This window comes from Mycolicibacterium fluoranthenivorans, from assembly GCF_011758805.1.
Classification (GTDB): domain Bacteria; phylum Actinomycetota; class Actinomycetes; order Mycobacteriales; family Mycobacteriaceae; genus Mycobacterium; species Mycobacterium fluoranthenivorans.
The window spans coordinates 544,771-565,966 of record NZ_JAANOW010000003.1; the positions used below are offsets into that span (position 1 = coordinate 544,771).

Annotated in this window: 20 protein-coding genes; 6 read left to right on the top strand and 14 right to left on the bottom strand. The window is 64.9% G+C overall.

The window, feature by feature from the left end; all coding sequences use genetic code 11:
• Positions 1-160: 160 nt before the first annotated feature.
• From FHU31_RS26060 to FHU31_RS26075, 4 genes are all read right to left on the bottom strand, one after another.
• Entirely contained in the window at positions 161-3,589 is a 3,429-nt protein-coding gene (locus FHU31_RS26060; RefSeq protein ID WP_167163537.1) for an NACHT domain-containing protein, read from the bottom strand.
• 309 nt (positions 3,590-3,898) lie between these two features.
• Positions 3,899-4,582, bottom strand: a complete 684-nt coding sequence (locus FHU31_RS26065; protein WP_167163538.1) for a hypothetical protein — start codon at positions 4,580-4,582, stop codon at positions 3,899-3,901.
• A gap of 214 nt (positions 4,583-4,796) precedes the next feature.
• Positions 4,797-5,399, bottom strand: coding sequence for a hypothetical protein (locus FHU31_RS26070; RefSeq protein WP_167163539.1), 603 nt, complete (start codon positions 5,397-5,399; stop codon positions 4,797-4,799).
• Positions 5,399-6,787: an AAA family ATPase gene (locus FHU31_RS26075; protein WP_167163540.1), complete on the bottom strand. Its 1,389-nt coding sequence runs from the start codon at positions 6,785-6,787 to the stop codon at positions 5,399-5,401. The genes FHU31_RS26070 and FHU31_RS26075 overlap by 1 nt, the downstream gene beginning before the upstream one ends.
• 479 nt (positions 6,788-7,266) lie before the next feature.
• Here FHU31_RS26075 and FHU31_RS26080 point away from each other — a divergent pair, with 479 nt between their 5' ends.
• Positions 7,267-7,521 carry a type II toxin-antitoxin system RelB family anti-toxin gene (locus FHU31_RS26080; protein WP_167163671.1) on the top strand — a complete coding sequence of 85 codons (255 nt, stop codon included), beginning with the start codon at positions 7,267-7,269 and terminating at the stop codon, positions 7,519-7,521.
• A gap of 268 nt (positions 7,522-7,789) precedes the next feature.
• Positions 7,790-8,872 (top strand): DNA polymerase domain-containing protein, encoded by a 1,083-nt coding sequence (locus FHU31_RS26085; RefSeq protein WP_167163541.1) that lies wholly within the window; start codon positions 7,790-7,792, stop codon positions 8,870-8,872.
• A gap of 283 nt (positions 8,873-9,155) precedes the next feature.
• Here the strand turns inward: FHU31_RS26085 and FHU31_RS31285 are convergent, their stop codons facing one another.
• From FHU31_RS31285 to FHU31_RS26115, 6 genes are all read right to left on the bottom strand, one after another.
• Positions 9,156-9,446, bottom strand: a complete 291-nt coding sequence (locus FHU31_RS31285; RefSeq protein ID WP_208411375.1) for an undecaprenyl-diphosphate phosphatase — start codon at positions 9,444-9,446, stop codon at positions 9,156-9,158.
• 125 nt (positions 9,447-9,571) lie between these two features.
• Positions 9,572-9,988 carry a YkvA family protein gene (locus tag FHU31_RS26095; protein ID WP_167163673.1) on the bottom strand — a complete coding sequence of 139 codons (417 nt, stop codon included), beginning with the start codon at positions 9,986-9,988 and terminating at the stop codon, positions 9,572-9,574.
• Positions 9,988-11,202 (bottom strand): MFS transporter, encoded by a 1,215-nt coding sequence (locus FHU31_RS26100; RefSeq protein WP_167163542.1) that lies wholly within the window; start codon positions 11,200-11,202, stop codon positions 9,988-9,990. The genes FHU31_RS26095 and FHU31_RS26100 overlap by 1 nt, the downstream gene beginning before the upstream one ends.
• A 56-nt stretch (positions 11,203-11,258) precedes the next feature.
• Entirely contained in the window at positions 11,259-11,777 is a 519-nt protein-coding gene (locus FHU31_RS26105) for a universal stress protein (protein WP_167163543.1), read from the bottom strand.
• Positions 11,778-11,787: 10 nt separating this feature from the next.
• Positions 11,788-12,153 (bottom strand): fluoride efflux transporter CrcB, encoded by a 366-nt coding sequence (gene crcB, locus FHU31_RS26110; protein WP_167163544.1) that lies wholly within the window; start codon positions 12,151-12,153, stop codon positions 11,788-11,790.
• Positions 12,150-12,641 carry a fluoride efflux transporter FluC gene (locus FHU31_RS26115; protein ID WP_167163545.1) on the bottom strand — a complete coding sequence of 164 codons (492 nt, stop codon included), beginning with the start codon at positions 12,639-12,641 and terminating at the stop codon, positions 12,150-12,152. Before FHU31_RS26115 ends, crcB begins: the two co-directional genes overlap by 4 nt.
• Positions 12,642-12,818: 177 nt before the next feature.
• Between FHU31_RS26115 and FHU31_RS26120 the strand changes: the two genes are divergently transcribed.
• The gene (locus FHU31_RS26120) at positions 12,819-13,574 is read left to right on the top strand and encodes an ABC transporter permease (RefSeq protein ID WP_167163676.1); all 756 of its coding nucleotides are present in this window, start codon (positions 12,819-12,821) and stop codon (positions 13,572-13,574) included.
• 333 nt (positions 13,575-13,907) lie between these two features.
• On the opposite strand, the gene FHU31_RS26125 is transcribed toward FHU31_RS26120, so the two are convergent.
• From FHU31_RS26125 to FHU31_RS26135, 3 genes are all read right to left on the bottom strand, one after another.
• Entirely contained in the window at positions 13,908-15,050 is a 1,143-nt protein-coding gene (locus tag FHU31_RS26125; protein WP_167163546.1) for a cation diffusion facilitator family transporter, read from the bottom strand.
• A 2-nt stretch (positions 15,051-15,052) separates the two neighbouring features.
• On the bottom strand, positions 15,053-15,466 hold the full coding sequence (locus FHU31_RS26130) for an ArsR/SmtB family transcription factor (protein WP_167163547.1): 414 nt from the start codon (positions 15,464-15,466) through the stop codon (positions 15,053-15,055).
• A 181-nt stretch (positions 15,467-15,647) separates the two neighbouring features.
• Positions 15,648-16,007: an ArsR/SmtB family transcription factor gene (locus FHU31_RS26135; RefSeq protein ID WP_167163548.1), complete on the bottom strand. Its 360-nt coding sequence runs from the start codon at positions 16,005-16,007 to the stop codon at positions 15,648-15,650.
• Between the two features lie 126 nt (positions 16,008-16,133).
• On the opposite strand from FHU31_RS26135, the gene FHU31_RS26140 reads away from it, so the two are divergent.
• Together FHU31_RS26140 and FHU31_RS26145 are read left to right on the top strand one after the other, a co-directional pair.
• Positions 16,134-18,104 carry a heavy metal translocating P-type ATPase gene (locus FHU31_RS26140; protein ID WP_208411469.1) on the top strand — a complete coding sequence of 657 codons (1,971 nt, stop codon included), beginning with the start codon at positions 16,134-16,136 and terminating at the stop codon, positions 18,102-18,104.
• Positions 18,105-18,421: 317 nt separating this feature from the next.
• Positions 18,422-19,099, top strand: a complete 678-nt coding sequence (locus tag FHU31_RS26145) for a winged helix-turn-helix domain-containing protein (RefSeq protein WP_167163550.1) — start codon at positions 18,422-18,424, stop codon at positions 19,097-19,099.
• On the opposite strand, the gene FHU31_RS26150 is transcribed toward FHU31_RS26145, so the two are convergent.
• Positions 19,072-20,478 carry a sensor histidine kinase gene (locus FHU31_RS26150; protein WP_167163551.1) on the bottom strand — a complete coding sequence of 469 codons (1,407 nt, stop codon included), beginning with the start codon at positions 20,476-20,478 and terminating at the stop codon, positions 19,072-19,074. The genes FHU31_RS26145 and FHU31_RS26150 overlap by 28 nt on opposite strands.
• A gap of 356 nt (positions 20,479-20,834) precedes the next feature.
• Here FHU31_RS26150 and FHU31_RS26155 point away from each other — a divergent pair, with 356 nt between their 5' ends.
• Positions 20,835-21,083 (top strand): hypothetical protein, encoded by a 249-nt coding sequence (locus tag FHU31_RS26155; RefSeq protein ID WP_167163552.1) that lies wholly within the window; start codon positions 20,835-20,837, stop codon positions 21,081-21,083.
• Positions 21,084-21,196: the final 113 nt, after the last annotated feature.

Sequence of the window (21,196 nt, forward strand, 5' to 3'; positions counted from 1 at the left end):
GTCGGGATTGACGCCCTGCCGGTCTGGACAGTCTTCCCACGGTGTGACGACCGCTCGGAGCCTTTGCTCCGGAAGCGTTGAATCATCATCGGTGGCACGCATAGGGGACATGAGGTTGTTCGCGATGCCTCTTCGTCGATTCGGGACGGTCAAGATGGGACTACTGCGTGAACCAAGAGTGCGTGAGTGCTGTGGCGGCCAAGGTTGGCGTCTGCGAAGCTACTCGGCTGCCGAGTTTCTCAGCGCCGCGCTGAACGAGATCCCCGGGCCACTCGCCGGGGCTCTGCAGAATCGCGCGAGCAAGGCTGAAGCTGACCGCGCCGACCTTGATATCACTCGCCCACCCGCCGAGCGGCAAGGCCGAGCGGCCATGTCTGAGCAGATCGGCCTTGATGGACGTTTGAGCCCCGACTGTGCGGACCAGTTCGCGCATATCGCCCATTCCGGGCTCGAGCAGCGTCTGGAATCCAACAACAATCCTACGATCGATCCAATGCTTGGTCGCTTCTGTTGCCACCGGCCGGATAAGCCACAGTAGCCGCGGGCTGACGTTCACCGATCGGAGCCGCAGCGGTTCGTTGAGCACTAGTTCACGTGCTGTAGGTGACCCCATGAAACCGGCAAGGCTCCCGCGCAAAGATCGAAACTCCCTGGGCGACAGCTGCGACGACAATTCGACGAGACTGTCGGATAGCTCAACGATGACCTGCATACGCGCGACAGTGAGTATTGAGAACATCCAGTGGCGCCGTTCCAGGTCTGTCCCACATGTCGTCAGTGAGTCACGCCACCAATCGATTTCGCCTCTGTGAGCTCTTGCCTCCCCTTCACGCGAAGCGACACCCTGTACCGTCGGATTCGACCCGTCCGCACGAATCGCGAGTTCGCCAAGTTCGATGTTGGAGGGCACGGATGCCACGGCCTGACGCAATACCCATCCGTCACCCCACACGTGTTCGATTCGCGCAAGCCGACTGAACCAGTCGTTCGACGTTGCATCCCAAACATATTGACTGCGTAGGTAGTTGCAGAGTTCGGTGACATCCGCAAGGAGCTCACTACTGTCTTGATCTCGCTCCCGCATGCGGGTTCGCTTAGCCTGGCCGTTAGGTCGCGCTCGCGACTGTGCCAAAGCAGCACACTCAACGAGCCGTCCGACTGGTGTTGACGGAGAGGCAGTTGCGAGGGCATCACCGGCACCCTCATTGAGATCGTTTCTACATGACGTCAGTACGGCAGGATGCCGGCCATCATAACTTCCTCGAATCAACAGCGCCGTGAGCCAAGTCCTGGGGGAATCGACCCGGTCGAGTAGTTTGGCCAACGCCTCGGATTGATGGTCGTGAAGCTGTGCAAAAGCACCTAAGTCAGAGGCAGTTTCCAACCATTGTTGGGTCCTGTCTCCGTGCTCCCACCACCATGCCGCGATCTTGTCTTCCGATCTTGCGTGCCGTTGCAGAACCCTTGAAAGTGCAGTCCGCGTATCGGCCGACGACTCCGTCGAAAGGCGTGATTTCAGGTGACGGACGGCCTGAGCGCGGCCAGCCCTCTCGGAGAGGTGCAGGGATGAGTTGTTGATGTCGAGCAGACCGTCGTCGGCAAGAAATACCCCTTGATCGTGCAGGACGAAGTCGACTACCTCTTGGATTGGTTCGTCCGCTTGACCTGCATAGGTTCGGTCGTCGAGGAAGAGTGCTGCCATAGAACGAAGCATTGGGTGCAGCGCCAAATCGCCTTTGGCACCACGGTTTCGGAGATTGTGCCGTATCCCGCGAACCTCGACCTTGGAGAACATTCCGACGAAGAATCTGCAGACATTGGACCAGTAAGGGCGCTCCAGCAGGGCATCCAGGCAGTCGTCGCGCGAATTCCCAATGCCCTTCGGAGGAGCATTCTCGAAGATGAACAGTGCGGCGAAGTACTCACGTAGGGATTGAACCTCGAACTGGAATTTGCCTGTGTCCCTCTCGACGAGGCAAAGCACTCGGGTGGCAATTGCCGAGAACAGACGGTCGGCGAGGTCTTGGCCGTACTCCTGGCCCTCCAAGTGATCTCGGACCAATGCCTTCAGCTCAACGCGTGAGATCGCACCGGCGCCGCCCTCTTCGGCGCGTGTCTGCAGGTACCAACCCAGGTACGCGTGGACGCTGACGATCACATCCCGCTGCTCGGACAGCAGTGGTTCTTTGTCCTCGCTCTGCTCGCGGTCCAGAAACGTCTTGAGGTACTCGGCGTAGAGCTCGGTTCGTTGCTGTGGAAGCAGCTGACGCCGATAGAGCAGGTGCAGCAGAATGGCGAGTTGCATTGGATACGAGGCAAGTTCACGGATGTGAGGCACGTGGTGGTTATCCATGAAGGTTGTTTGGAGGCGGTCTGCGGCTTCATCGTTGAGGCCGGCAGCTGTCGACCACTGCCGCAGATATTGCACTCGCAGTCCCTGCGACAATCGACGCAGGTCAAATCTTGGGAATTCTCGGGACGACCACAGGCTGGACGTCGTCAGCCCAGGTCGGGTCGCCACTAGAACGACAAGATCACGTGCGTCTGCTTTAAGTCTTGCGTTCGTACTGACGATTTCCTCGCTGACGCGAGACCTCTGCTCGATGTTCGCCACCTCGTCGAGTCCGTCCAGTGCTATCAGTACCGGTTCCGTTGACGTCAATGCGGCGAGATCCTCCAGTGTGAACGCGTGACCGCCACTACCCTTCTTGATATCTGAAACGATGTATTGCTCGATACTTCGCCACTGGCGTTCGTTTTCCTTGCCCTTCCTTGAGGCGGACGCCTTCTGCGTGGCCCATTCGGCATATCTCCGCAAATCCAGGCGGATTGCGACCCTGACGACGCTCGTCGCCGGCGACAGCTTTTGCTGAGCCCCGCTATAGGCCGCATCGTCAAGCATCCGTGCTCTGTGAAATTGGCAAACGTACTGCAGGAGTGTTGATTTGCCCTGACCGGGCCCTCCCACCAGAAGGGCGTTGCCCGTCCACTCGGGATGAAGGATCGCTTGGGCAGCGCCGGTCACGATCTGACTGTCCTCGGATTGGGTCGCCTCTTGATCACCGGGTTGTGCAGCCGCAATCCTCTCCATGATTTCCGCGATCTTGGTGTCTGGCCGGCAAGCGAAGGGGACGTCGACGAACATGACATCCACACTCGGGCCGTGGAGTTCTACCTGCTCGAAGAGAACTCTGTCATCGACGTCGTACTGCTTGCCTACGTATCCGCGGATGGTCTTGGTGATGCGGTCGCGGTGGTCCTGACGCTTCTCGTGTGTGTTCTTGATCTCGATGAGCGTCTTGACGTCGAACCCGTCGCCATTGCGCTTGTCAATCAAGCTGTGGTGGGTCGGGCAAAGAAGAAGTAAATTGTCGTACCCATCAACGTCGCCGCTGTAGGTCGAGTCGTGCCGAGGTCCGCCGGGTCGAGGGGATCGGATATGTGCCTCTTCGCCGTTGACGACAGAGGACTTCTCGCCGGTAGCTTCGTCGACCTGATCCGCGGTCAAGGCTTGCCAACATGAGGTAAACGAGCAGATGTCGTGAGCGCGCGACCACAGCAGCTTGCGCGTCTGGGCGCTGATCGTCACGGTCCCTCGCTCAGAGCATCGGGTGCTTAAGTACTAATCCTCAACATCGTGTCAGACGGGACCACCATCAGCGGAAATTCCGGGACGAACACGGCCGGAGGATGGAGCTGGGTGCTGAGACACGCGGCTCTCTGTCGTCAGACGTTTCTGTGTAGCAGTTCGATCCTGGCGTGAACTTCCGCCAGCGCGTGTTCGATTCCTGCCTGCGACTGCGGCTCGAGGCCAACGGTGTTGCTTGGGCAAGCTGTGTACAGTCCCGGATGAGAAAGCGCCGTAGCCGGCAGCCGTTCTTCGCGACTCGCTTGCCTGCTACAGAGGCAGGAAGCCATTCCCCAGCCGTTGGCGCCTGGCTTCGCGATATTGAAGCCAGTGCTCCATGACGATGACACCAGCATCGCGACGCCGATTCAGGAGTGCTCCGAGCGCCGTTGACCGCTGAGCGTTAAGCACTTCGTGATTAACTTTGTACTGATTTCTTTCGGCCGGGGTCGCGTGTGAATAACATTGCGTACCAACCAAACCGCCGCCAAGATGGATGACGGCGCTGACACATTTTTCGCCCGTGGTGCGAACCGTTCCGGCGCACCTGGGCCGTCTTGCCGCCGCTTCGGCGTCATCTCCCATTCGCAGCTGCCAAAGGGCACGCTCGAGATCGCAAGCCATCGTCATCAACGGATCGACTCTGTGAGCACCCTGGCGCACGGCGGCATTGTGCCGCGCAAAGATCGCTCGAGGCCGCGATGGCCCGTCGGCCCATGGTGAATCTAGAGGCGCGCCCTGATGCACCAAGCTAGCGGCCTCGAACGCCTCACGGGCGGCATCCTGAACTGCTTGCAGGTCCTCGTCCAGCTCATCGAAGTTCAGCTCTGCTTCCCCCGCCAACGCTTGCAGCGCTAAGCGACTCTCCATCATTCGTATGCGTAGCTCGTCGAGTACCTCCAATGCAAAGCCGGACACATTCTCCGATGCCTCGCTGCGCGTCGTCGGAACCACGACAAAAATGTACTACTAGTAAGACACAGACGGCTAGCTGCGAGCGGTCCACAGGTGGCCTCACCTACCGCGCCGCGGAAGTGCCTGCTTCCTAGTCGCCCTGGTCACACACTCAACAAGCCGCCGGAGCGCCGCACGCGAAATTCGCCGCGCGTCAGCTCGCAGCCCAACTTCGCGCCCGCGGGGCGTCGTAAGTCGGCACGCCGACGACGGGTTACACAAGGTCCTGCGGCAGCACGGGCGCGTATCCGAGCGGGTCCGCGCAGGCATGACATAGCGTCTTGGCCCAAAACCGGGTTCTCTGCAGTACTCCGGGTTCGCCGCAGCGTTCGCAGGTGATCGCGGAGGCACGTTCGGCGTCGTCGGTGATGGTGTCCATGGCGTCGAGCAGCTCGGGGCTGGCGTCCTCGCTGCTGGGCCAGTAGTAGTAGCGCAGCGTGCCGAACTTCTCCTTGATCTGGTGCACGACGTACTCGGCGTCGATCTCGACCAAGCGCTGGTCGGTGGCGATGACCAAGGGGTACCAACCGGGGTCGACGCTGATCCAGCGTCCCCAGCCGTCGGGGATGCGGCGCAGGATGGTCTCGATCGCCGTGGCATGCGGTCCGGCATCAGCGGGGATGTGCAGGGCGTTACGGTGCTTGTCGGGGTCGATGTCCAGAGACATGAACCGGGCGAACGCGCCCTCGACGTCCTCGGGTGTCGCAGTGCCGTTGCGCAGCGCGTCACCCATCGCGGTGAAGTCCGATTCAATTGCCTGAATGCGGATTCGCTCCGACTCGGTCAGCTCGGGAATGCCCTCATCGCCGTCGCTCATCAGAGGTACATGCCGTTCGGGATGGTGGCGCGGTAGCGCCCGCTGCCCACCTCGGCGAGCAGCGCCGCAGTGTCGAGCTGCCCGGTGTCGTCGGCGGACAGGACTGCCCGACGAACGATTTCGCGTAGGTCGCTGCCGCTGGTCTGCTCCGGCACGGCGGCAGCTACTGCGCCGGTGTCCACGGTGTCTCCGCCTGGGAGGCCGGTGATCAGTGCGGTCAGGATGCGGGCCGCGTCGGTGCGGGTGGGGTAGCCGATCGCGACGATGGCGTCGAAGCGGCCGGTGCGGATCGCGGCCTCGTCCAGGGTGGCGGCGTCGTTGGTTGAGGCCAGGGTGAGGATGCGGGCGTCGGCGGCGATGTCCATGGCCGCCAACAACTCCGAGAGCCCGCCACCGTATCCGCTGTGGCGGCTGCGGCACCACAGATCGACGTCCTCCAGGACGAGCAGAACGGGCCCACCGAGGCGTTGAGCTTCCTCGACGACCGCGGTCAACAGGTGCTCGCCGGCCTTGGCCTCGACGTAGATGACGGTGAACGCGCCGACCACTTCGGCGGCGATCACCGCCGACACCGCGGACTTCCCGGTCCCGGGAGGCCCGCAGAGCAGCACCCCACGCCGGGCGCCCAAGCCATGGGTGTTGAGCAGGTCGTGGCGGTCGCGCACCGCGGTCAGGCCGAGGTCAATCTCCCGCCAGACCTCGTCGTTGATGATGACCGTGTCGCGGGTGAGGGTGGCAGGGAGGTCGATCACCGACAGGTGCAGGCCGCCGGCGCTGGTGGCGCGCAGGGCCCGACCGCGATACGGGTTGAGGTCGTTGGCGCGGTCGATGAGCCGGTCTAGGGCTAGGCGGGCGCCGTCCTGATGGTCGGGGGTGACGTAGGCGCTGAGTTGCGGGGATCCCATCGCGGCCCGGCGGGCATCGATGGCGATCACGCACCCGGTGTCGGCGAGCACCGTTCCGGCCGGGAAGTGCACCCGCAGGCACTGAGGGTGGCGGTAGGTGCGTCCACCGATCTCGGTTTGGGTCCACGCCGGGGGGAGCCCGTATTCACCCGGCCCCACCTCAATGACGTTGGCGTAGGACGTGATCCACTCAGCCAATGCGACCGCGGTAGTCAAACGCGACACCGGATCCAGCTCACGCTCCTCGTCGACCAGCTGCTCGACGCCGAGGCAGCGGGCGGTGAACCGGTCCGCAGTCTCCGCCCGCGGCGCCCGTTGCGTCACCCCGACCAGCAACTCGCCTAGCGCGCGCAACCCGATGCTGGCGTGGTCGGGCAGGGTGTCGAGGTATGCCCCCACGTCGTCGATTGGCTGGCGACGCAGGCCGGCACCGCCGACGGTGTCGGCGGGCGGGGTGGTCGGTTCGTTGTCGGTGATAGTCATCGCTTTGCAAGGGTGGTGGTCGGGTTTTCGGCGAGTCGAACTGAATCGCACTCCGCCCTCTGATCGGCAGCCTGCTTTTTCCGCGTGTCCGCAGCCGCCAGCTGACTTGAATGGTGCGTCTGGTGCGTGACTAGGGATTCCATGGGTCGCGAACGTCGTACGCGAGCTCCGCCCTCTCCGCCAAGGGATCCCCGAGGCCGGAAAACAGGCCAGTGATGTCGATCCACTGCCTCCATCGGCGCGACGCCGCTGGACTAATTCTGGTGACAGGTCTGGTCGGTGTAGCTGAGGTGGCATCTTGTTCGAATTCATGACAGCGAACGAACTCTGGGGCCATAAGCCAACGCTTGCAGGGGTCTTCAGGGCTCATGGCAACGATTTGTCGTGACCTTTCAGATGCATGAAGTGACGCATCACTCAGTGGCAGTGTAATACTAGTAGTACAGACATCGGAGGCGCGCACAGCCTTACTGGTGGGCGTGCCTACGCGACCTAGTCAGAACAGTCCGGAGCGCGTGGCTGCATGGGAGCGTCGGCGGGCGGCCGTCGGCAGACGAATCCGCGAGTTGCGGCAGAAGCGCGGCCTGACTCAGGAGCAATTGGCCTTGAAGTCTGGCGTCACGCGGCCGATCCTCAATGAAGTCGAGAACGGCAAGCGCGGGCTGCTCTTCGAGCGGCTGTACGACATCGCCGAGGCACTCGATGTGCCGGCGAGTGAGCTCATGGCGGAGTAAATCGGCTTGTGTAGCCGAATCTAGGTCCAACGCCTCGCAGGCTCAGAGTGCTGTCGCACCATCGGCCGCAGTTGGCGCCCGTGCCGATCGCACTGCAACCGCGGGTCGCAGCCCATGAGCGTGAAACACTGATTACGGTGCTGATCCATAGTGCGCGCGGGTACAACGCATCCTGCGACTTATCGGCAGGCCCGAGAGTCCTGAGGGCGCGGATTGCGCGCTAGCCTCCGCCAGCAGATCTATCCACGAGGGATGCGAGGACCGGTAGATGGCAAAGAAGGACGATGTCGAGTTAGAGGTTGAGTCTCCGATCGCGCCCCCGCGAACTTTGCGTGTCTCCAGCGCAAGTCGAATTGTCTTCCCCGCGACCGATATCACGCCGGCCATCACGAAGCTCGAACTAGTCCAGTACGTGATTGCGGTAGGCGAACCGCTACTCCGTGTGTTGCGTTCGCGTCCAACAACATTGGAGCGATGGCCCAACGGTGTGCAGCCTGGGATGCACTTAGGGCGAGGTGGCGACGACGGCGGCTTCTACCAAAAGCGCATGATCCGACATGCACCGGATTTTGTCGAAGGAGTCGAGATTGCGTTCCCTTCTGGCAGAACCGCTGCAGAGGTCTGTCCGACCGAACCCGCGGTGCTCGCCTGGTGCGCCCAGATGGGGACAATCACGTTCCACCCGTGGCCAGTCCGGCGAACAGAAGATCCGAGTTCTGTTGACAAGCCGGATGAGCTACGAATCGATCTTGATCCTGAACCTGGAACCACATTCCGTGACGTTGTAAGGGTGGCGCTCGCAGCTGGGGACCTGCTGAACGAGTTTGGGATCACTGGGTACTGCAAGACATCTGGAGGCCGTGGGGTACACGTGTTCGTGAGGATCAAGCCTGATTGGGACTTCATCGACGTCCGCCACGCGGCCATAGCTTTCGGTAGGGAATTGGAGCGGCGCGACAAGGGTGTCACCACGGAATGGTGGAAGGAACTACGTGGCGAGCGAGTCTTTGTTGACTACAACCAGAATTGTCGGGACAGAACGATCGCCGCCGCTTGGTCTCCCCGGTCGCGCGCCGGGGCACCAGTCTCGACGCCGGTTACTTGGACAGAGCTTCAGCAGATCTCCGATCCCCGTGAACTCAATGTGGCCACTGTGCCGGAACGTCTGGCCGAGGCAGGAGACCCTTGGCAGGGTCTCGATGATGTGCATCACTCGATCGATCAGCTGCTGGATTTGTGGAACGAGAATCCGGTTGAGATGAACTTTCCTCCGGATTACCCCAAGATGCCGGGCGAGCCTCCGCGAGTACAGCCGAGCCGAAAAGTGGCTGCTAACTGGGAAGATGAATGACGAGTAGTGTCGCGCGGCCTTGTGATGCTTCGCTACAGTTAGTGACCAGATCGATCCTCGACAGAGTCGAGGGCTTCCCGCAAAAATCATATGCACGGCGCCTCGCCTTCCGGTCGTTGATTACCCGATTGATGCGTCCGGCGTCCCCCGCACCGCTGTCACGCGTGCGCCAAACACTCCAACGGACCAGCCATATCGTCGAGGCCGTTTCCTAGGTATCGCCGGCAAGAAGCGCGGCTAGCCGGACCCGCCACCACCCACAGCGGTCCGAGTGGGCCTTTGATCAGCGGTTGACACAGCAGACCGGCCACCACGATCGGCACCGCGGCGAACACCACCCACCACGCAAACCGGAAGTCCCGGTCGCTGCGGGCCTCGGAATGAACCAGGCCGCGGCCCACGCGACGACGAAGCGGCGCAGGGCGGCGAAGAAGTACACCAACGCCGCCGCGATCGACCCTATCTGGATCACCGCGGTAAACCCGACGACCGCGGCGTCCCATACCGGGATGCCCAGCAGCCCTTCAGCGATCTTGAGGTGCCCGGTGGAGGAGACCGGCAGGAACTCGGTCATCCCCTAGATGACCGAGGATCACGGCCTGCCCGACATCAATGACGCTCAAGCGGTGAACTCCTCTGTCGCGTAGCGGTTTAAGCGCCGTGCGGGAGTGTCAGTCCGGCCGTACTTGGTGCAGTGGGTCAACTCTCGGTGTGATCGATTCCGGCGAAGCGCCGCACCGCCTGAAGGCCTTCGCTGGTGCCGGGCCAGTGTGTCTGCAGCGCGGCGGGGCCGGCTCGGCGGGTGACCGAGCGTAGCGTGATCGCCACGATGATCGCGTCGTCGGCGAAGCCGAGGACCGGGATGAAGTCCGGGATCAGGTCGATCGGCAGAACCAAATAGCCCAGCAGCAGCACCAGCCGGATGCGGACCCCGCGCGGCAGATCGGGGTCCGCGGCCAGTCGGCGCAACAGGATCACGGTGTCGGGTAACAGACGCAGCAGGTCGGTGACGCGCAGATCTGCTGGTCGGGTCACGGCCAGGGCGATCAACAAGGCCAGCCACAGAAGGAGTAGACCCGCGAGGACCGCGATCACCGTGGTCCACACGTGCGCCATCACGCCCCTGCCGAGGCTGAGCGACGGCGGGCGATGACCGTGACCGCCAGACCGATCGCCGCCAGTTGGATGACCGCGACGGTGATGACGAGGGCGGGGATCGAGGTGTCGTACAGCCAGCCGGTCAGGGCGCCGCCGGCGGCGGTGGCGACGCCGAGCCCGGCGGCGAACACCCCGTAGGCGGTGGCTCGGCGCGGCGGGGCGACCAAATCGGCGACCACCGCCCGCAGGGTGGATTCCTGAATGCCCACCGCCGCGCCCCACAACAGCGCACCGGTTATCACCAGCCACACTTGATCTGTGAACGCCACCACCGGCACCAGCGCGGACAGGATCGGCAGAGCGGCAAGCATTTTCGCGCCGACCCGGTCATAGACCCAGCCCGACAGCAACGCCGCGACCGCATCGGCGCCCATCGCGGCGGCGTAGACCAGGGGGACCGCGGCGGCGGGCAGGATGCCGCGGACCACCATGTGAAACGACAGCACCCCGAACGTGGCGAACCCGACCATCGTGGTCGCGGTGAACGCGCAATACGCCCAAAACCTCGGCGGCAGAGGGGACGACGGGTCACCGCGACCGTTGGCGGCCTCTCCTCGGGGCTGGGGGGCTGCGGTGGGGTCGGCCGGGGGTTCGTAGCGGGCCGGCTCGGGAACGCGCAGCCGAAGCCATACCAGCAAGGCTAGGGCGGCGGCCCCGGGGAGCGCGAGGACGCCCAGCGCCGGTCCGTAGTCGTTTCCGGTCGCAGCCAGCACGGCAGCCACGGTCAGCGGTCCGATCACCGCCCCGATCTGATCGAGTGCTTCGTGCACGGCGAACCCCCGCCCGCGCCCGGTGACCGAGGTGGCGTGGGAGAGCAGCGTGTCCTTGGCGGGGCTGCGGACCGCCTTGCCGATGCGTTCGGCGATCACCAACGCGCACGCCACCCACAACGTCGCGGCGATCCCCAGCACCGGGACCGTCACGATGGTCAAGGTGTAGCCGGCGATGGTCCATGCCCAGAATCTCTGGGTGCGGTCGGTCAGCGGACCCGACACCAGCCGCAACCCCAGGGCGGCTGCCTCCCCGATTCCGGTGACCACGCCGACGACCAAGCCGGTCGCCCCGAGTGAGGCCAGCAGTGGGCCGGTGATCGAACGGGCACCCTCGTAGACGAAGTCCGCGAGCAGGCTGATCGTGCCGAACACCGTGACGAAGCGCCAAGCACCCAACATTGGTCGACCGGCCGGCGGCGGGTCAAAACCCTGAGGTTGTTGTTCGGATGCCGTTGTCACTGAACGGTTTTCGTGAGGTTGGTCGCGTCGGGAACCACGACAACGGGTCGCCGGGCGTGGCCTAGGAGGTGCGCCGACACCGACTCGCCCAGCGCCCGATCCAGTGCCGACATCAGCCCGCCACGGGCGGTGCCGATGACGATCATCAGAGCGTCATGGGTGTCGGCCAGAGCGGTCAGCAAGTGGGTCGGGTCTCCATGGTGTGCGGAATACGTCCAGTTCCCGGGCGACGCGCTGAGGAGGTCGCATGCCTGGGCGCGTTCCCGGGCCAGCGCGTCGGTGACGCGGTCCTCCCAGTCGTCACCGTCGGGGTCGATCGGAACGTCGTCGAGGTCGACGATGTGCGCGACGTGCAGATACGCGTTCAAGGGTTCGGCCAGCGTGATGGCGAAGCGCAGCGCCTGCCAGCTGGACGGATACCGATCGAACCCGACGACGAGATGGTGGGCCGGGAGTATTCCGGTGCTGGGTCCCTCGGTGGGCGCGTACCGTCCCGAGTCGGTCCCCGTGTTCATGATGGTCTCCTCACAACGCGGCCATCGCCATCCCCGCCCCGGCGGCCGCGACGGTCATCACCAGGGTGCCGATCGCGTTGGAAAGACCGGCCCAGTAGCGGCGGCGTTGGATTAGGCGGACCGTCTCGACGCTGGCAGTGCTGAAGGTGGTGTACCCGCCGCAGAACCCGACACCGACGATAACCTGGATCTCTCGTGGCGCCGAGTGGAACAGCACGACGCCGACGACGACGCCCAACAGAAGCGACCCGGTGACGTTGATCAGCACCGTCGCCCACGGAAACTCGGTGCTGCGCCAGTGCCGGATCGCACCGTCGACGACGAACCGCGCCGCTGCGCCCACGCTGCCCGCGCACGCCACCCACACCACCATCATCGGCCGGATTCCTCTCGACCAGAGGGAATCTGGGCGGCGACGGCGATCCCGATCACCGTGGCCACCAACCCGGCGAGCACACTGCCCGCCGCATACGAACCCGCCGCCCACCACTGGTGCCCACGCAGCAGTTCGTCGATGTCGACGGCCAAGGTGCTGTAGGTGGTGAACGATCCCAGTACCCCGGTGCCCACCCCCAGCCGCACCCGTTGGCGCCACCCGGTGTCGGGCCCCACCCGGGTCAGGCCCTCCAACAACACGCCCAGCAGGAACGCACCCATCACATTGATCGCGAACGTCGTCACCGGCCACTGGCCGACCGACTGCGGAAACGCCACCCCCAGGCCGTACCGTGCCGGGGCACCCACTAGTCCGCCGACGGCGACCGCGGCGATCGCCCACGGACGCATGTGCAACGGACTCGGCGCAGGCTCGACAACGTCGGGATCGACCGGCGGAGCAGTGATGGGATCGGTGCAATCGGGCATGGGCAGACTCCTTCCACATCGGAAAGGAGCCATCAGCCTCGGACGAGGCGGTTCAGACAACCCATTCACGGGTGCCTTGGCGGAGATCCATCGCCACAGTCGAGGATACCCACCCATCCATCAATGACACGGCACAGGTGCGGTATCGGCGTACGGCCCTCGACACTGGATCCCATGATGACCGCTGCAGTGTTGGGCCCGACGCTAATCGTGGTGTGCGTACTGTTCGCCGTTGCCGCGGCCGCCGTCTATCGGTTGGCAGGCCTGGGCGGAATCTGGACGGTGCCGGTTGCCGCCGCACGCGCGGCCGCTCAATTGGCCGCGATCGCCGCGGTGTTGGCGACGGCGATGACCCGGCTGTGGTCCTCGGCGGCGGTGCTGATGGTGATGTTCATCGTCGCCGTGCTCACCGCAGCGGGTCGCAGTCAGGCCGACCGCGGACGTCTCTGGCTGACCATGCCATTGGCCACCGGTGTGGCCGCGGTCATCCCGGCGCTCCTGCTGACGGGTTTGGTTCCATTGACCGGGGCGGCGCTCATACCCACCGTTGGCATCATTCTCGGCGGATCGATGACCGCCGTCGCCGTCGCTGCGCGGCGCAGTCTGGACACCTTGGCCACCCGGAACGGTGAAGTCGAAGCCGCCCTCAGCCTAGGTCTGTCCGAACGGGACTCCCGCCGTCTGGTGATCGAACGGTCCGCCGCCGACGCCCTGTTGCCCAATGTCGATCAGGCCCGCACGGCCGGTCTGGTCACCCTGCCTGGAGCCTTCGTCGGAGTACTGCTGGCAACCGGCTCGGCCGCCCAAGCCGGCGCGGTGCAGGTCCTCGTCCTCATCGGGCTGCTGCTAGCCCAAGGCTGTGGTGTCGCCCTGACCGGGGAACTCGTCGCCCGCGGCCGGATCAGTCGACGCCCACACGCAATGACGCACTGAGCATTCCCGCGGGGCAATTACCGGTAGTTCCAGCAGGCGTACCCGACGCCGAAGTTCCTGCGGCGAGACACGGCCAACGATCACCACCGCGTCATCGTCCCCACGACGCGACTGATCTCACGAGGATCTGAATCGACGATTCCGCGATCGAAGAGCTGAGACAAGATCTGATCAGCCTCGTTCCTACAGGACACCAGCGGTGGTTCGGAACTAAGTAGATCCGAGACGGAAACGACTGGTATGGCCAGGCCCGCACACCACCGCGATGAGGACGGCCAGCGTCTTGACGACGACCGACGATTGGGACGTTCCACAAGCCTGGACATTTGAGGGCTAGTGCTGGTGCGGGTGAGACGGCTCGACGTCGTGACGATGGTCCTCCGGTTCGGTGGAGCCTCCGGCGGGGTAGGCGTGGACGAGTGCCGAGGACAGTTTCGGCACGGCGTGGGTGAGCGTGTGTTCGGCGTCGTGAGCGATGCGGTGCGCCTCGGAGAGACTTGTGGCGGGGTCGATGTCGAGTTCGGCGTCGGCGTGCAGCCGGTGTCCCATCCAGCGCATCTTCACGCTGCGTACCCCGGTGACGCCTGGTTCGGCGGCCAGGGCGGCTTCGGCGGTGTCGACGAACTTGGGGTCTACGGCGTCCATGAGTCGGCGGAAGATGTCGCGGACGGCGGTGCGCAGGACGGCGAGGATCGCGACGGTGATGACGAGTCCGATGATGGGGTCGGCCAGGGGGAAGCCCAGCGCGACGCCTCCGGCACCGAAAAGCACTGCCAGGGAAGTGAAGCCGTCGGTGCGGGCGTGTAGGCCGTCGGCGATCAGTGCTGCTGAGCCGATCTGGCGTCCGACGCGGATGCGGTAGACGGCGACCAGTTCGTTGCCGATGAACCCGACGAGTCCAGCGGCGGCGACCCAGCCGACGTGGTCGATGGGTACGGGGTTGATCAGGCGGCGGATGGATTCGATTCCGGCGATGATGGCCGACAGGGTGATCATGGCGACGACGAAGAGCCCGGCGAGGTCTTCGGCCCGTCCGAACCCGTAGGTGTAGCGCCGGGTTGCGGCCTTCGTACTGAGGGCGAAGGCGATCCACAGCGGGATCGCGGTCAGCGCGTCGGAAAAATTGTGAATTGTGTCGGCTAGCAGTGCGACTGAACCGGAGATCACCACGATGACGATCTGGGCGATGGCCGTTGCGCCGAGGGCCAGCAGGCTGATCTTCACCGCCCGAATGCCGGCGGCGCTGGATTCCAGGGCGCCGTCGATGCTGTCGGAGGCGTCGTGGCTGTGTGGGGCGAACACCTCGCGGATGGCCGCGCCGAACTTCCCGCCCCACCCGTCGTGACTGTGACCGTGACCGTGGTCATGGTCGTGGCTGTGCCCCTCGCCGTGGTCATGGGGGCCGTGGTCGTGACCATCGTTGCCCGCGTGCGAGTTTCCTTCGTGAGGGTCGGTCGCGATGGGTTCGTGGGCCATGATCAGCCTTCCTTGTGACGCGGTGAGGGGTCTGCGGGAGTGTCGGGATGAAGTGCTCGCAGCTCCCCGGTGCTGGCGTGGTGTCCCGGTACGCCGGGGCCGGAGTGTTCGGCGTTGAACACCGCGTCGGTGACCAGCTGCGCGACGTGGTCGTTCTCCATGCTGTAGAAGATCGTGGTGCCCTCACGACGGGTCCGCACCAGCCGTGCCATCCGCAACTTGGCCAGGTGCTGCGACACCGACGGGGCCGGTTTCCCGACGTGCTCAGCCAGTTCGTTGACCGACATCTCACGGTCCACCAGCGCCCACAAGACCTGCACGCGGGTGGCGTCAGCGAGCATCCGGAACACCTCGACGACCAAGCCGACCTGGTCCTCGGGCAACCGCCGACGACATCCACCCGTATCTGCATTCATACGCAGGCAACTTACGGGCGCAGCCCGCTTATTGTCCAATCTGCGTAGGAATGCAGACACCCATGTTCGCGACTCCGCCGCACCTCGCGCGTGAGACAGGAACTGAACCGTCCAAATTTTTGGAAGCGAGACGGGGGCCGTCGTTAAACAGCCGTCCGAAGTGCTCGTCCAGCAGTTTCGATCAGGACGTGGCGGGCTGACGCGCGGCGATGTCGCCAGCGCCGGCATCGATGTGATCAGCGTGAAACAGCGCCTGGCTGAGGAGCCGGTGGACGTGCTGGTCGGCTGCCGAGTAGAACACGAAGGTTCCTTCGCGGCGGCCTTTGACCAGGCCCGCTAACCGCAGCTTGGCTAGATGCTGACTGACGACGGTGGGGGCTACGTCAGCCAACTCGGCCAGGCACGCCACCGAGGACTCGCCTTGCAGCAGCGCCCAGAGGACTTTGATTCGAGTCGGGTCGCTGAGCATCCGAAATGACTCCGCTGCGAGGTGCACCTGTTCCTCGTTGGGCATTTGAAAGTCCGGCAGCGAGGTGTGCATGCTGCGAGTTTACCGTGGGAGTCGTGTGATCAGCTGCACAACTGACTGCATGTACGTGCAGGTGCGAATGTTCGTGTATGCGCAGGTATAGTGCCTCGGGTGAGAGCTGACCTGCAAGCTGCCGACTTGGGCCCAACGACCGCTACCGGCGAGGAGGTCCGTGGGTGGCGGGCACCCCGGTCGAGCGCGTGGTCGCTGCCCGAGGTGCGGTGGGCACTTCTCGCGACCGTGCTGTTCGTGGTGGGCGGGCTCGCCCAGCTCGCTGGGACACCGCCGTGGCTGTACTGGACGCTGTATCTGGCGTGCTACGTCACCGGCGGCTGGGAGCCGGGATGGGCAGGGCTGCAAGCCCTACGCGACAAGACGCTCGACGTCGATCTGCTGATGGTGGCCGCCGCGATCGGAGCCGCCGCGATCGGCCAGGTCTTCGACGGCGCCCTGCTGATCGTCATCTTCGCCACCTCCGGCGCACTGGAGGCCGTGGCCACCAAACGCACCGAGGACTCGGTGCGCGGCCTGCTCGATCTGGCCCCCGACACCGCCACCCGCATCACCAATGGCGGCGCGGAAGAGGTGGTGGACACTGCGGTACTCGACGTGGGCGATGTGTTGATGATCCGCCCCGGTGAACGCATCGGCGGTGACGGCACAGTCGTCGACGGCGCCAGCGAGGTCGACCAGGCCACCATCACCGGCGAACCCCTACCGGTGGACAAGGCAACCGGTGACGAGGTGTTCGCCGGCACGGTCAACGGCACTGGCACCCTGAGGGTGCGGGTGACACGCCCGGCAGCGGACACGGTGATCGCGCGGATCGTCGCGATGGTGTCCGAAGCCAGCGCCAGCAAGGCCAAGATGCAGCTGTTCATCGAAAAGATCGAACAGCGCTACTCGATCGGCATGGTCCTTGCCACGATCGCACTGTTCACCATTCCGCTGCTGCTCGGCGCTGATCTACAACCCACTCTGCTACGGGCGATGACATTCATGATCGTCGCCTCACCGTGCGCGCTGGTGTTGTCCACCATGCCGCCGCTGCTGTCGGCGATCGCCAACGCCGGCCGCCACGGCGTCCTGGTCAAATCCGCCGTCGTACTCGAAAAGCTCAGCACCGTCACCCATGTCGCGTTCGACAAGACCGGCACCCTCACCGAAGGCTCCCCCCAGTTGGTACACATCCGCCCAGTGCCCGATGCCGCGGTCGACGACGCCGAACTGCTCGCGTTGGCCGCCGCCGCCGAGAACTCGTCGGAGCACCCGTTGGCCCGTGCCATCGTCGCCGCAGCACGCGACGCGGGTCTGACCCTGCAGCCCGTCGAGGACTTCGGCTCCACCCCCGGCCACGGGGTGCGTGCCCGCATCGGCGAGGACCTCGTCGATGTCGGCAATCCCACCCTGTTGCCCGCGGTCCGCGAGATCGCCCACGAGATGGTGGACGACCTCGAACAGACCGGCCACACCGCGGTCATCGTTCGACTCAACGGCACCGTGGTCGGGGTGCTGGGCTTGACCGACCGGGTCCGCGACGCTGCGGCTGACATGGTGGCCGCGCTGACCGAACTCACTGGGGCCCAGCCGATCCTGTTGACCGGTGACAACCCGCGCGCCGCTGCAGCGCTCGCCGCTCAGGTCGGCATCACCGATGTCCGTGCAGGGCTGCTACCTCAGGACAAAGTCGAGGCCGTACGCGAACTGGAAGCTGGTGGCGCCAAGGCGATGCTGGTCGGTGACGGTGTCAACGACGCACCCGCCATGGCCCTCGCCACCGTCGGGGTCGCCATGGGACGCACCGGGTCAGACCTCGCCCTCGACACCGCCGATGCCGTCATCACCCGCGACGACCTGTCCACCATCCCCGCCGTCCTTGCTCTAGCGCGCCGGGCTCGCCGCCTCGTAATCGCCAACCTCACCATCGCGGCCACCTTCATCGCCGTGCTGGTCGCCTGGGACCTCATCGGTCACCTCCCACTCCCACTTGGAGTGGCCGGCCACGAAGGCTCCACCATCGTCGTCGGGCTCAACGGCCTACGACTACTCCGAGACGCCGCCTGGCCATCGACACGAGGCACGAAGGCCACAGCCAAGACCGGGAAATGACCATGGCGTGCCATGCAGGCGCGGGGACCAGTCATCGAGCTGAGACAAGGTCCAGCGATCCGACGCTCCGGGCCCGTTCCCGCGTCCGAATCTCGTGATGTCGCCCCGTGTGCGGGGTTCGCCGATCATCGTGGCCACGAATGCGGCGAGCGCGAACCACGAGGTCGGGATTTCGACCCACGGTGGCTCGCGACTGCGATGCGAGGCCCTGCCGAATTGGTGCTGCCGCCGAAACGGGCGACGGGTCATTCCCGCATCGCTAGTTTCGGACTCTGCTGTACTGACGATGGAGAGGCTGCGGCCAGATGGAGGGACACGTGCGCATTCTGCTCGTCGAGGATGAGGTGCGCCTGGCCGAAACCGTTCGCCGCGGCTTGGTCGCCGAGGGTTTCGTCGTTGACGTGCAACACGACGGGCTGTCGGGATTAGAGGCGGCCACGGCGGGCGGCTTCGACGTCCTCGTCCTCGACATCATGTTGCCTGGCAAGAGCGGCTACGACATTGTCCGCGATCTGCGGAAGAACCAAGTGTGGACGCCGGTGCTGATGCTCTCGGCCAAGGACGGTGAGTACGACCTCGCCGACGCGTTCGATCTGGGCGCTGATGACTACCTGATCAAGCCATTTTCGTTCGTCGTGCTGGTCGCACGACTGCGGGCGCTGCTCCGCCGCGGCGCACCCGAGAGGCCGACCCTGCTCACAGTCGATGACTTGGCACTAGACCCGGCGCGCCATCGGGTCAGCCGCGGTGCCGTCGAGTTGGACTTGACGCCCCGCGAATACGGCGTGCTGGAATTCTTGATGCGCCATGCCGGAGCTGTGATGACCAAGCACCAAATCCTGCAGTCGGTGTGGGACCTCAACTACGACGGCGATGACAACATCGTCGAGGTCTACGTCGGCTACCTCCGCCGAAAGGTCGACGCACCCTTCGGTACTCACACGATTCACACGGTGCGCGGTGTCGGCTACCGGCTGGGGTCCGCGGATACATAGCTGTCGACGTCAGCAGGTAGCGTGACGGTGAAGCACGCGCCGCCGCCGATCCGGTCGCTGATCGTCACCGTACCGCGGTGCGCGGCAACGATTTCGGTGACGATCGCCAGTCCCAGCCCACTGCCACCGGCGTCGCGGGCACGGGAGGCATCGAGGCGGACGAATCGATCGAACACACGCTCCCGCTGATCCGGCGCGATGCCGAGCCCATCATCGGCAATCGTGATGACGGCGTTGTCCCCCTCTCGACGGCACTGCAGCTCGACGACGCCGTGTGCATGCCGCGCGGCGTTGTCCGCCAAATTTCGCACCATCCGGACGAGCTGCCGCTTGTCGCCCGTCACCCGTACTGGCGATATCGACGCCTGCACGGTCAACCCGGGGTGTCCCTGCAGCCGTGACTTCTCGGCCCCGAGTACGTCGTCGAGGTCGACGTCGTCCGCGCGGCCGCCGAGCTGTTGTTCGTCGGCCCGCGCGAGCAACAGCAGGTCCTCGATGAGTTCTCGCATGCGGGTCGCCTCTGGTATCAACGAGTCGTCGAGCAGTGCGAGGTCCAACATCTCGGGTCGCGCGTGGGCGAGTTCCAGGGCCGTGCTGATCGCTGCCAACGGACTGCGCAGCTCGTGGGAGGCGTCGCTGACGAACCTCCGTTGCGCGAGGTGCCCGGATTCCAGCCGGGCCAACATCTCGTTCATCGTCTCTGCGAGGCGCGCGATCTCGTCACCGGTCGGAGGTACGGGGACACGCTCATCGAGCTGCTTCGTGGAAATCGATGCCACACGCGAACGGATCCGCTCCACGGGCTTCAGCGCCCCGCCGACAAGTAGGTAGGTAGCCCAGGCGACCAGGATCACGACCGGCGGGCCGCCGACCCCCAGCAACAAGGCCACGGTGCCGACGATCGTCTCGACGGGTTCCCGAGCCCCGCCCACCAATACGGTCACCGGGCCCGACGGGCTGTCGGCGCCCCGCGCAGTCACCCAGTTGTCGCCAGCGCTGCCGGGGAGCTGCACCCGGCCGAGGGAGACCGACTCAGGCGGGGTCACCGACCTCGACACCAGCGGTGTCGCCGGTGCGCCGGCCGAGGCCGCCATCACCGCACCTCGGCGATCAACTATTTGGATCACGCCGACCTGGCCGTCGGTGGCCAGTAAACCGGGGTCGAGGTCGGCCGGGGAGTCGTTGCGCAACTGCTCGGCGAGTTGATTGGCCCGCACCGCGGCCGCGGCCTGCGTCGACCCGCGCAAAGTGTGGAACAGCACCAGCAGCGTCGCACCGCAGGCCAAGCTCATCCCGACGGTCACCACCAGTGCCGCGGCGACGGTCGACCGGGTGCGAACCTGCCATTGGCTCGGGTGACACAACGCCGCGAACCTCATCCGATCACGCATCGGTGCGTGCGGGCGTGCGACCACGTGCTCGGGTTCACTGTGTCTCCATCGGTCGGGACGGTTGCTGAAGCCCAATGATCCTGCTCCGACGGTCCTGAGTGTCCGCTGAATCGTCGATCAGACTAAGACCTTGCTACCGGCGACGCGCCATTCATGCGGAGGCCACGAGTCTCACCGGCGGGGTTGCGATGACCAGCGAGCCCCAACGCCACAGCCCTGCCGACGGTGAGACGTCGAGACGCTCCAACCTGCCCCTCGGAGCGACTCAGCGAATGTTCAGCGAGGGGTCGGCAGGGTGTGGTTGTCAGCCAGCGAGGCTGACCATCACGAAGGGACCGACCAGCATGAACCAGAAACAGAAACTGATCGCCGCCGTGGGCGCGCTGCTTGCCGCCGGCACGATCGGCGGGGCGGGCATGGCGTTGGCCAATGCCACCCCCGCTCCTGCACCGCCGCCGCCACCGCCGACCTCGCAAGCCTGCGATGCGCCCGAAGCGGGCGACACCCCCGATCAGCCCGGCGGCCCGGACAGCGACAACGTCCAGAAGGGTGACCAAGGCGGTCCGGAAACACCCGACGCGCCCTGCGGCTAACCAGCCGCCGAACCCCGCCACCGCGCTGATTCAGCATTTTCACAGCGTCGTTGCGGGAACGTCGCGGTACGGGCCACGCAAGTGGCCAGATGGCTCTTCGGCCCGTACCGCGT

Coding starts and splice junctions, on each gene's coding strand:
- FHU31_RS26125 (WP_167163546.1), bottom strand. CDS start 15,050: ATGGCCCACGAACCCATCGCGACCGACCCTCACGAAGGAAACTCGCAC.
- FHU31_RS31285 (WP_208411375.1), bottom strand. CDS start 9,446: ATGACCGAGTTCCTGCCGGTCTCCTCCACCGGGCACCTCAAGATCGCT.
- FHU31_RS26120 (WP_167163676.1), top strand. CDS start 12,819: ATGACCGCTGCAGTGTTGGGCCCGACGCTAATCGTGGTGTGCGTACTG.
- FHU31_RS26150 (WP_167163551.1), bottom strand. CDS start 20,478: ATGAGGTTCGCGGCGTTGTGTCACCCGAGCCAATGGCAGGTTCGCACC.
- FHU31_RS26135 (WP_167163548.1), bottom strand. CDS start 16,007: ATGCACACCTCGCTGCCGGACTTTCAAATGCCCAACGAGGAACAGGTG.
- FHU31_RS26130 (WP_167163547.1), bottom strand. CDS start 15,466: ATGAATGCAGATACGGGTGGATGTCGTCGGCGGTTGCCCGAGGACCAG.
- FHU31_RS26095 (WP_167163673.1), bottom strand. CDS start 9,988: ATGGCGCACGTGTGGACCACGGTGATCGCGGTCCTCGCGGGTCTACTC.
- FHU31_RS26155 (WP_167163552.1), top strand. CDS start 20,835: ATGAACCAGAAACAGAAACTGATCGCCGCCGTGGGCGCGCTGCTTGCC.
- FHU31_RS26075 (WP_167163540.1), bottom strand. CDS start 6,787: ATGACTATCACCGACAACGAACCGACCACCCCGCCCGCCGACACCGTC.
- crcB (WP_167163544.1), bottom strand. CDS start 12,153: ATGATGGTGGTGTGGGTGGCGTGCGCGGGCAGCGTGGGCGCAGCGGCG.
- FHU31_RS26085 (WP_167163541.1), top strand. CDS start 7,790: ATGGCAAAGAAGGACGATGTCGAGTTAGAGGTTGAGTCTCCGATCGCG.
- FHU31_RS26115 (WP_167163545.1), bottom strand. CDS start 12,641: ATGCCCGATTGCACCGATCCCATCACTGCTCCGCCGGTCGATCCCGAC.
- FHU31_RS26100 (WP_167163542.1), bottom strand. CDS start 11,202: ATGTTGGGTGCTTGGCGCTTCGTCACGGTGTTCGGCACGATCAGCCTG.
- FHU31_RS26070 (WP_167163539.1), bottom strand. CDS start 5,399: ATGAGCGACGGCGATGAGGGCATTCCCGAGCTGACCGAGTCGGAGCGA.
- FHU31_RS26105 (WP_167163543.1), bottom strand. CDS start 11,777: ATGAACACGGGGACCGACTCGGGACGGTACGCGCCCACCGAGGGACCC.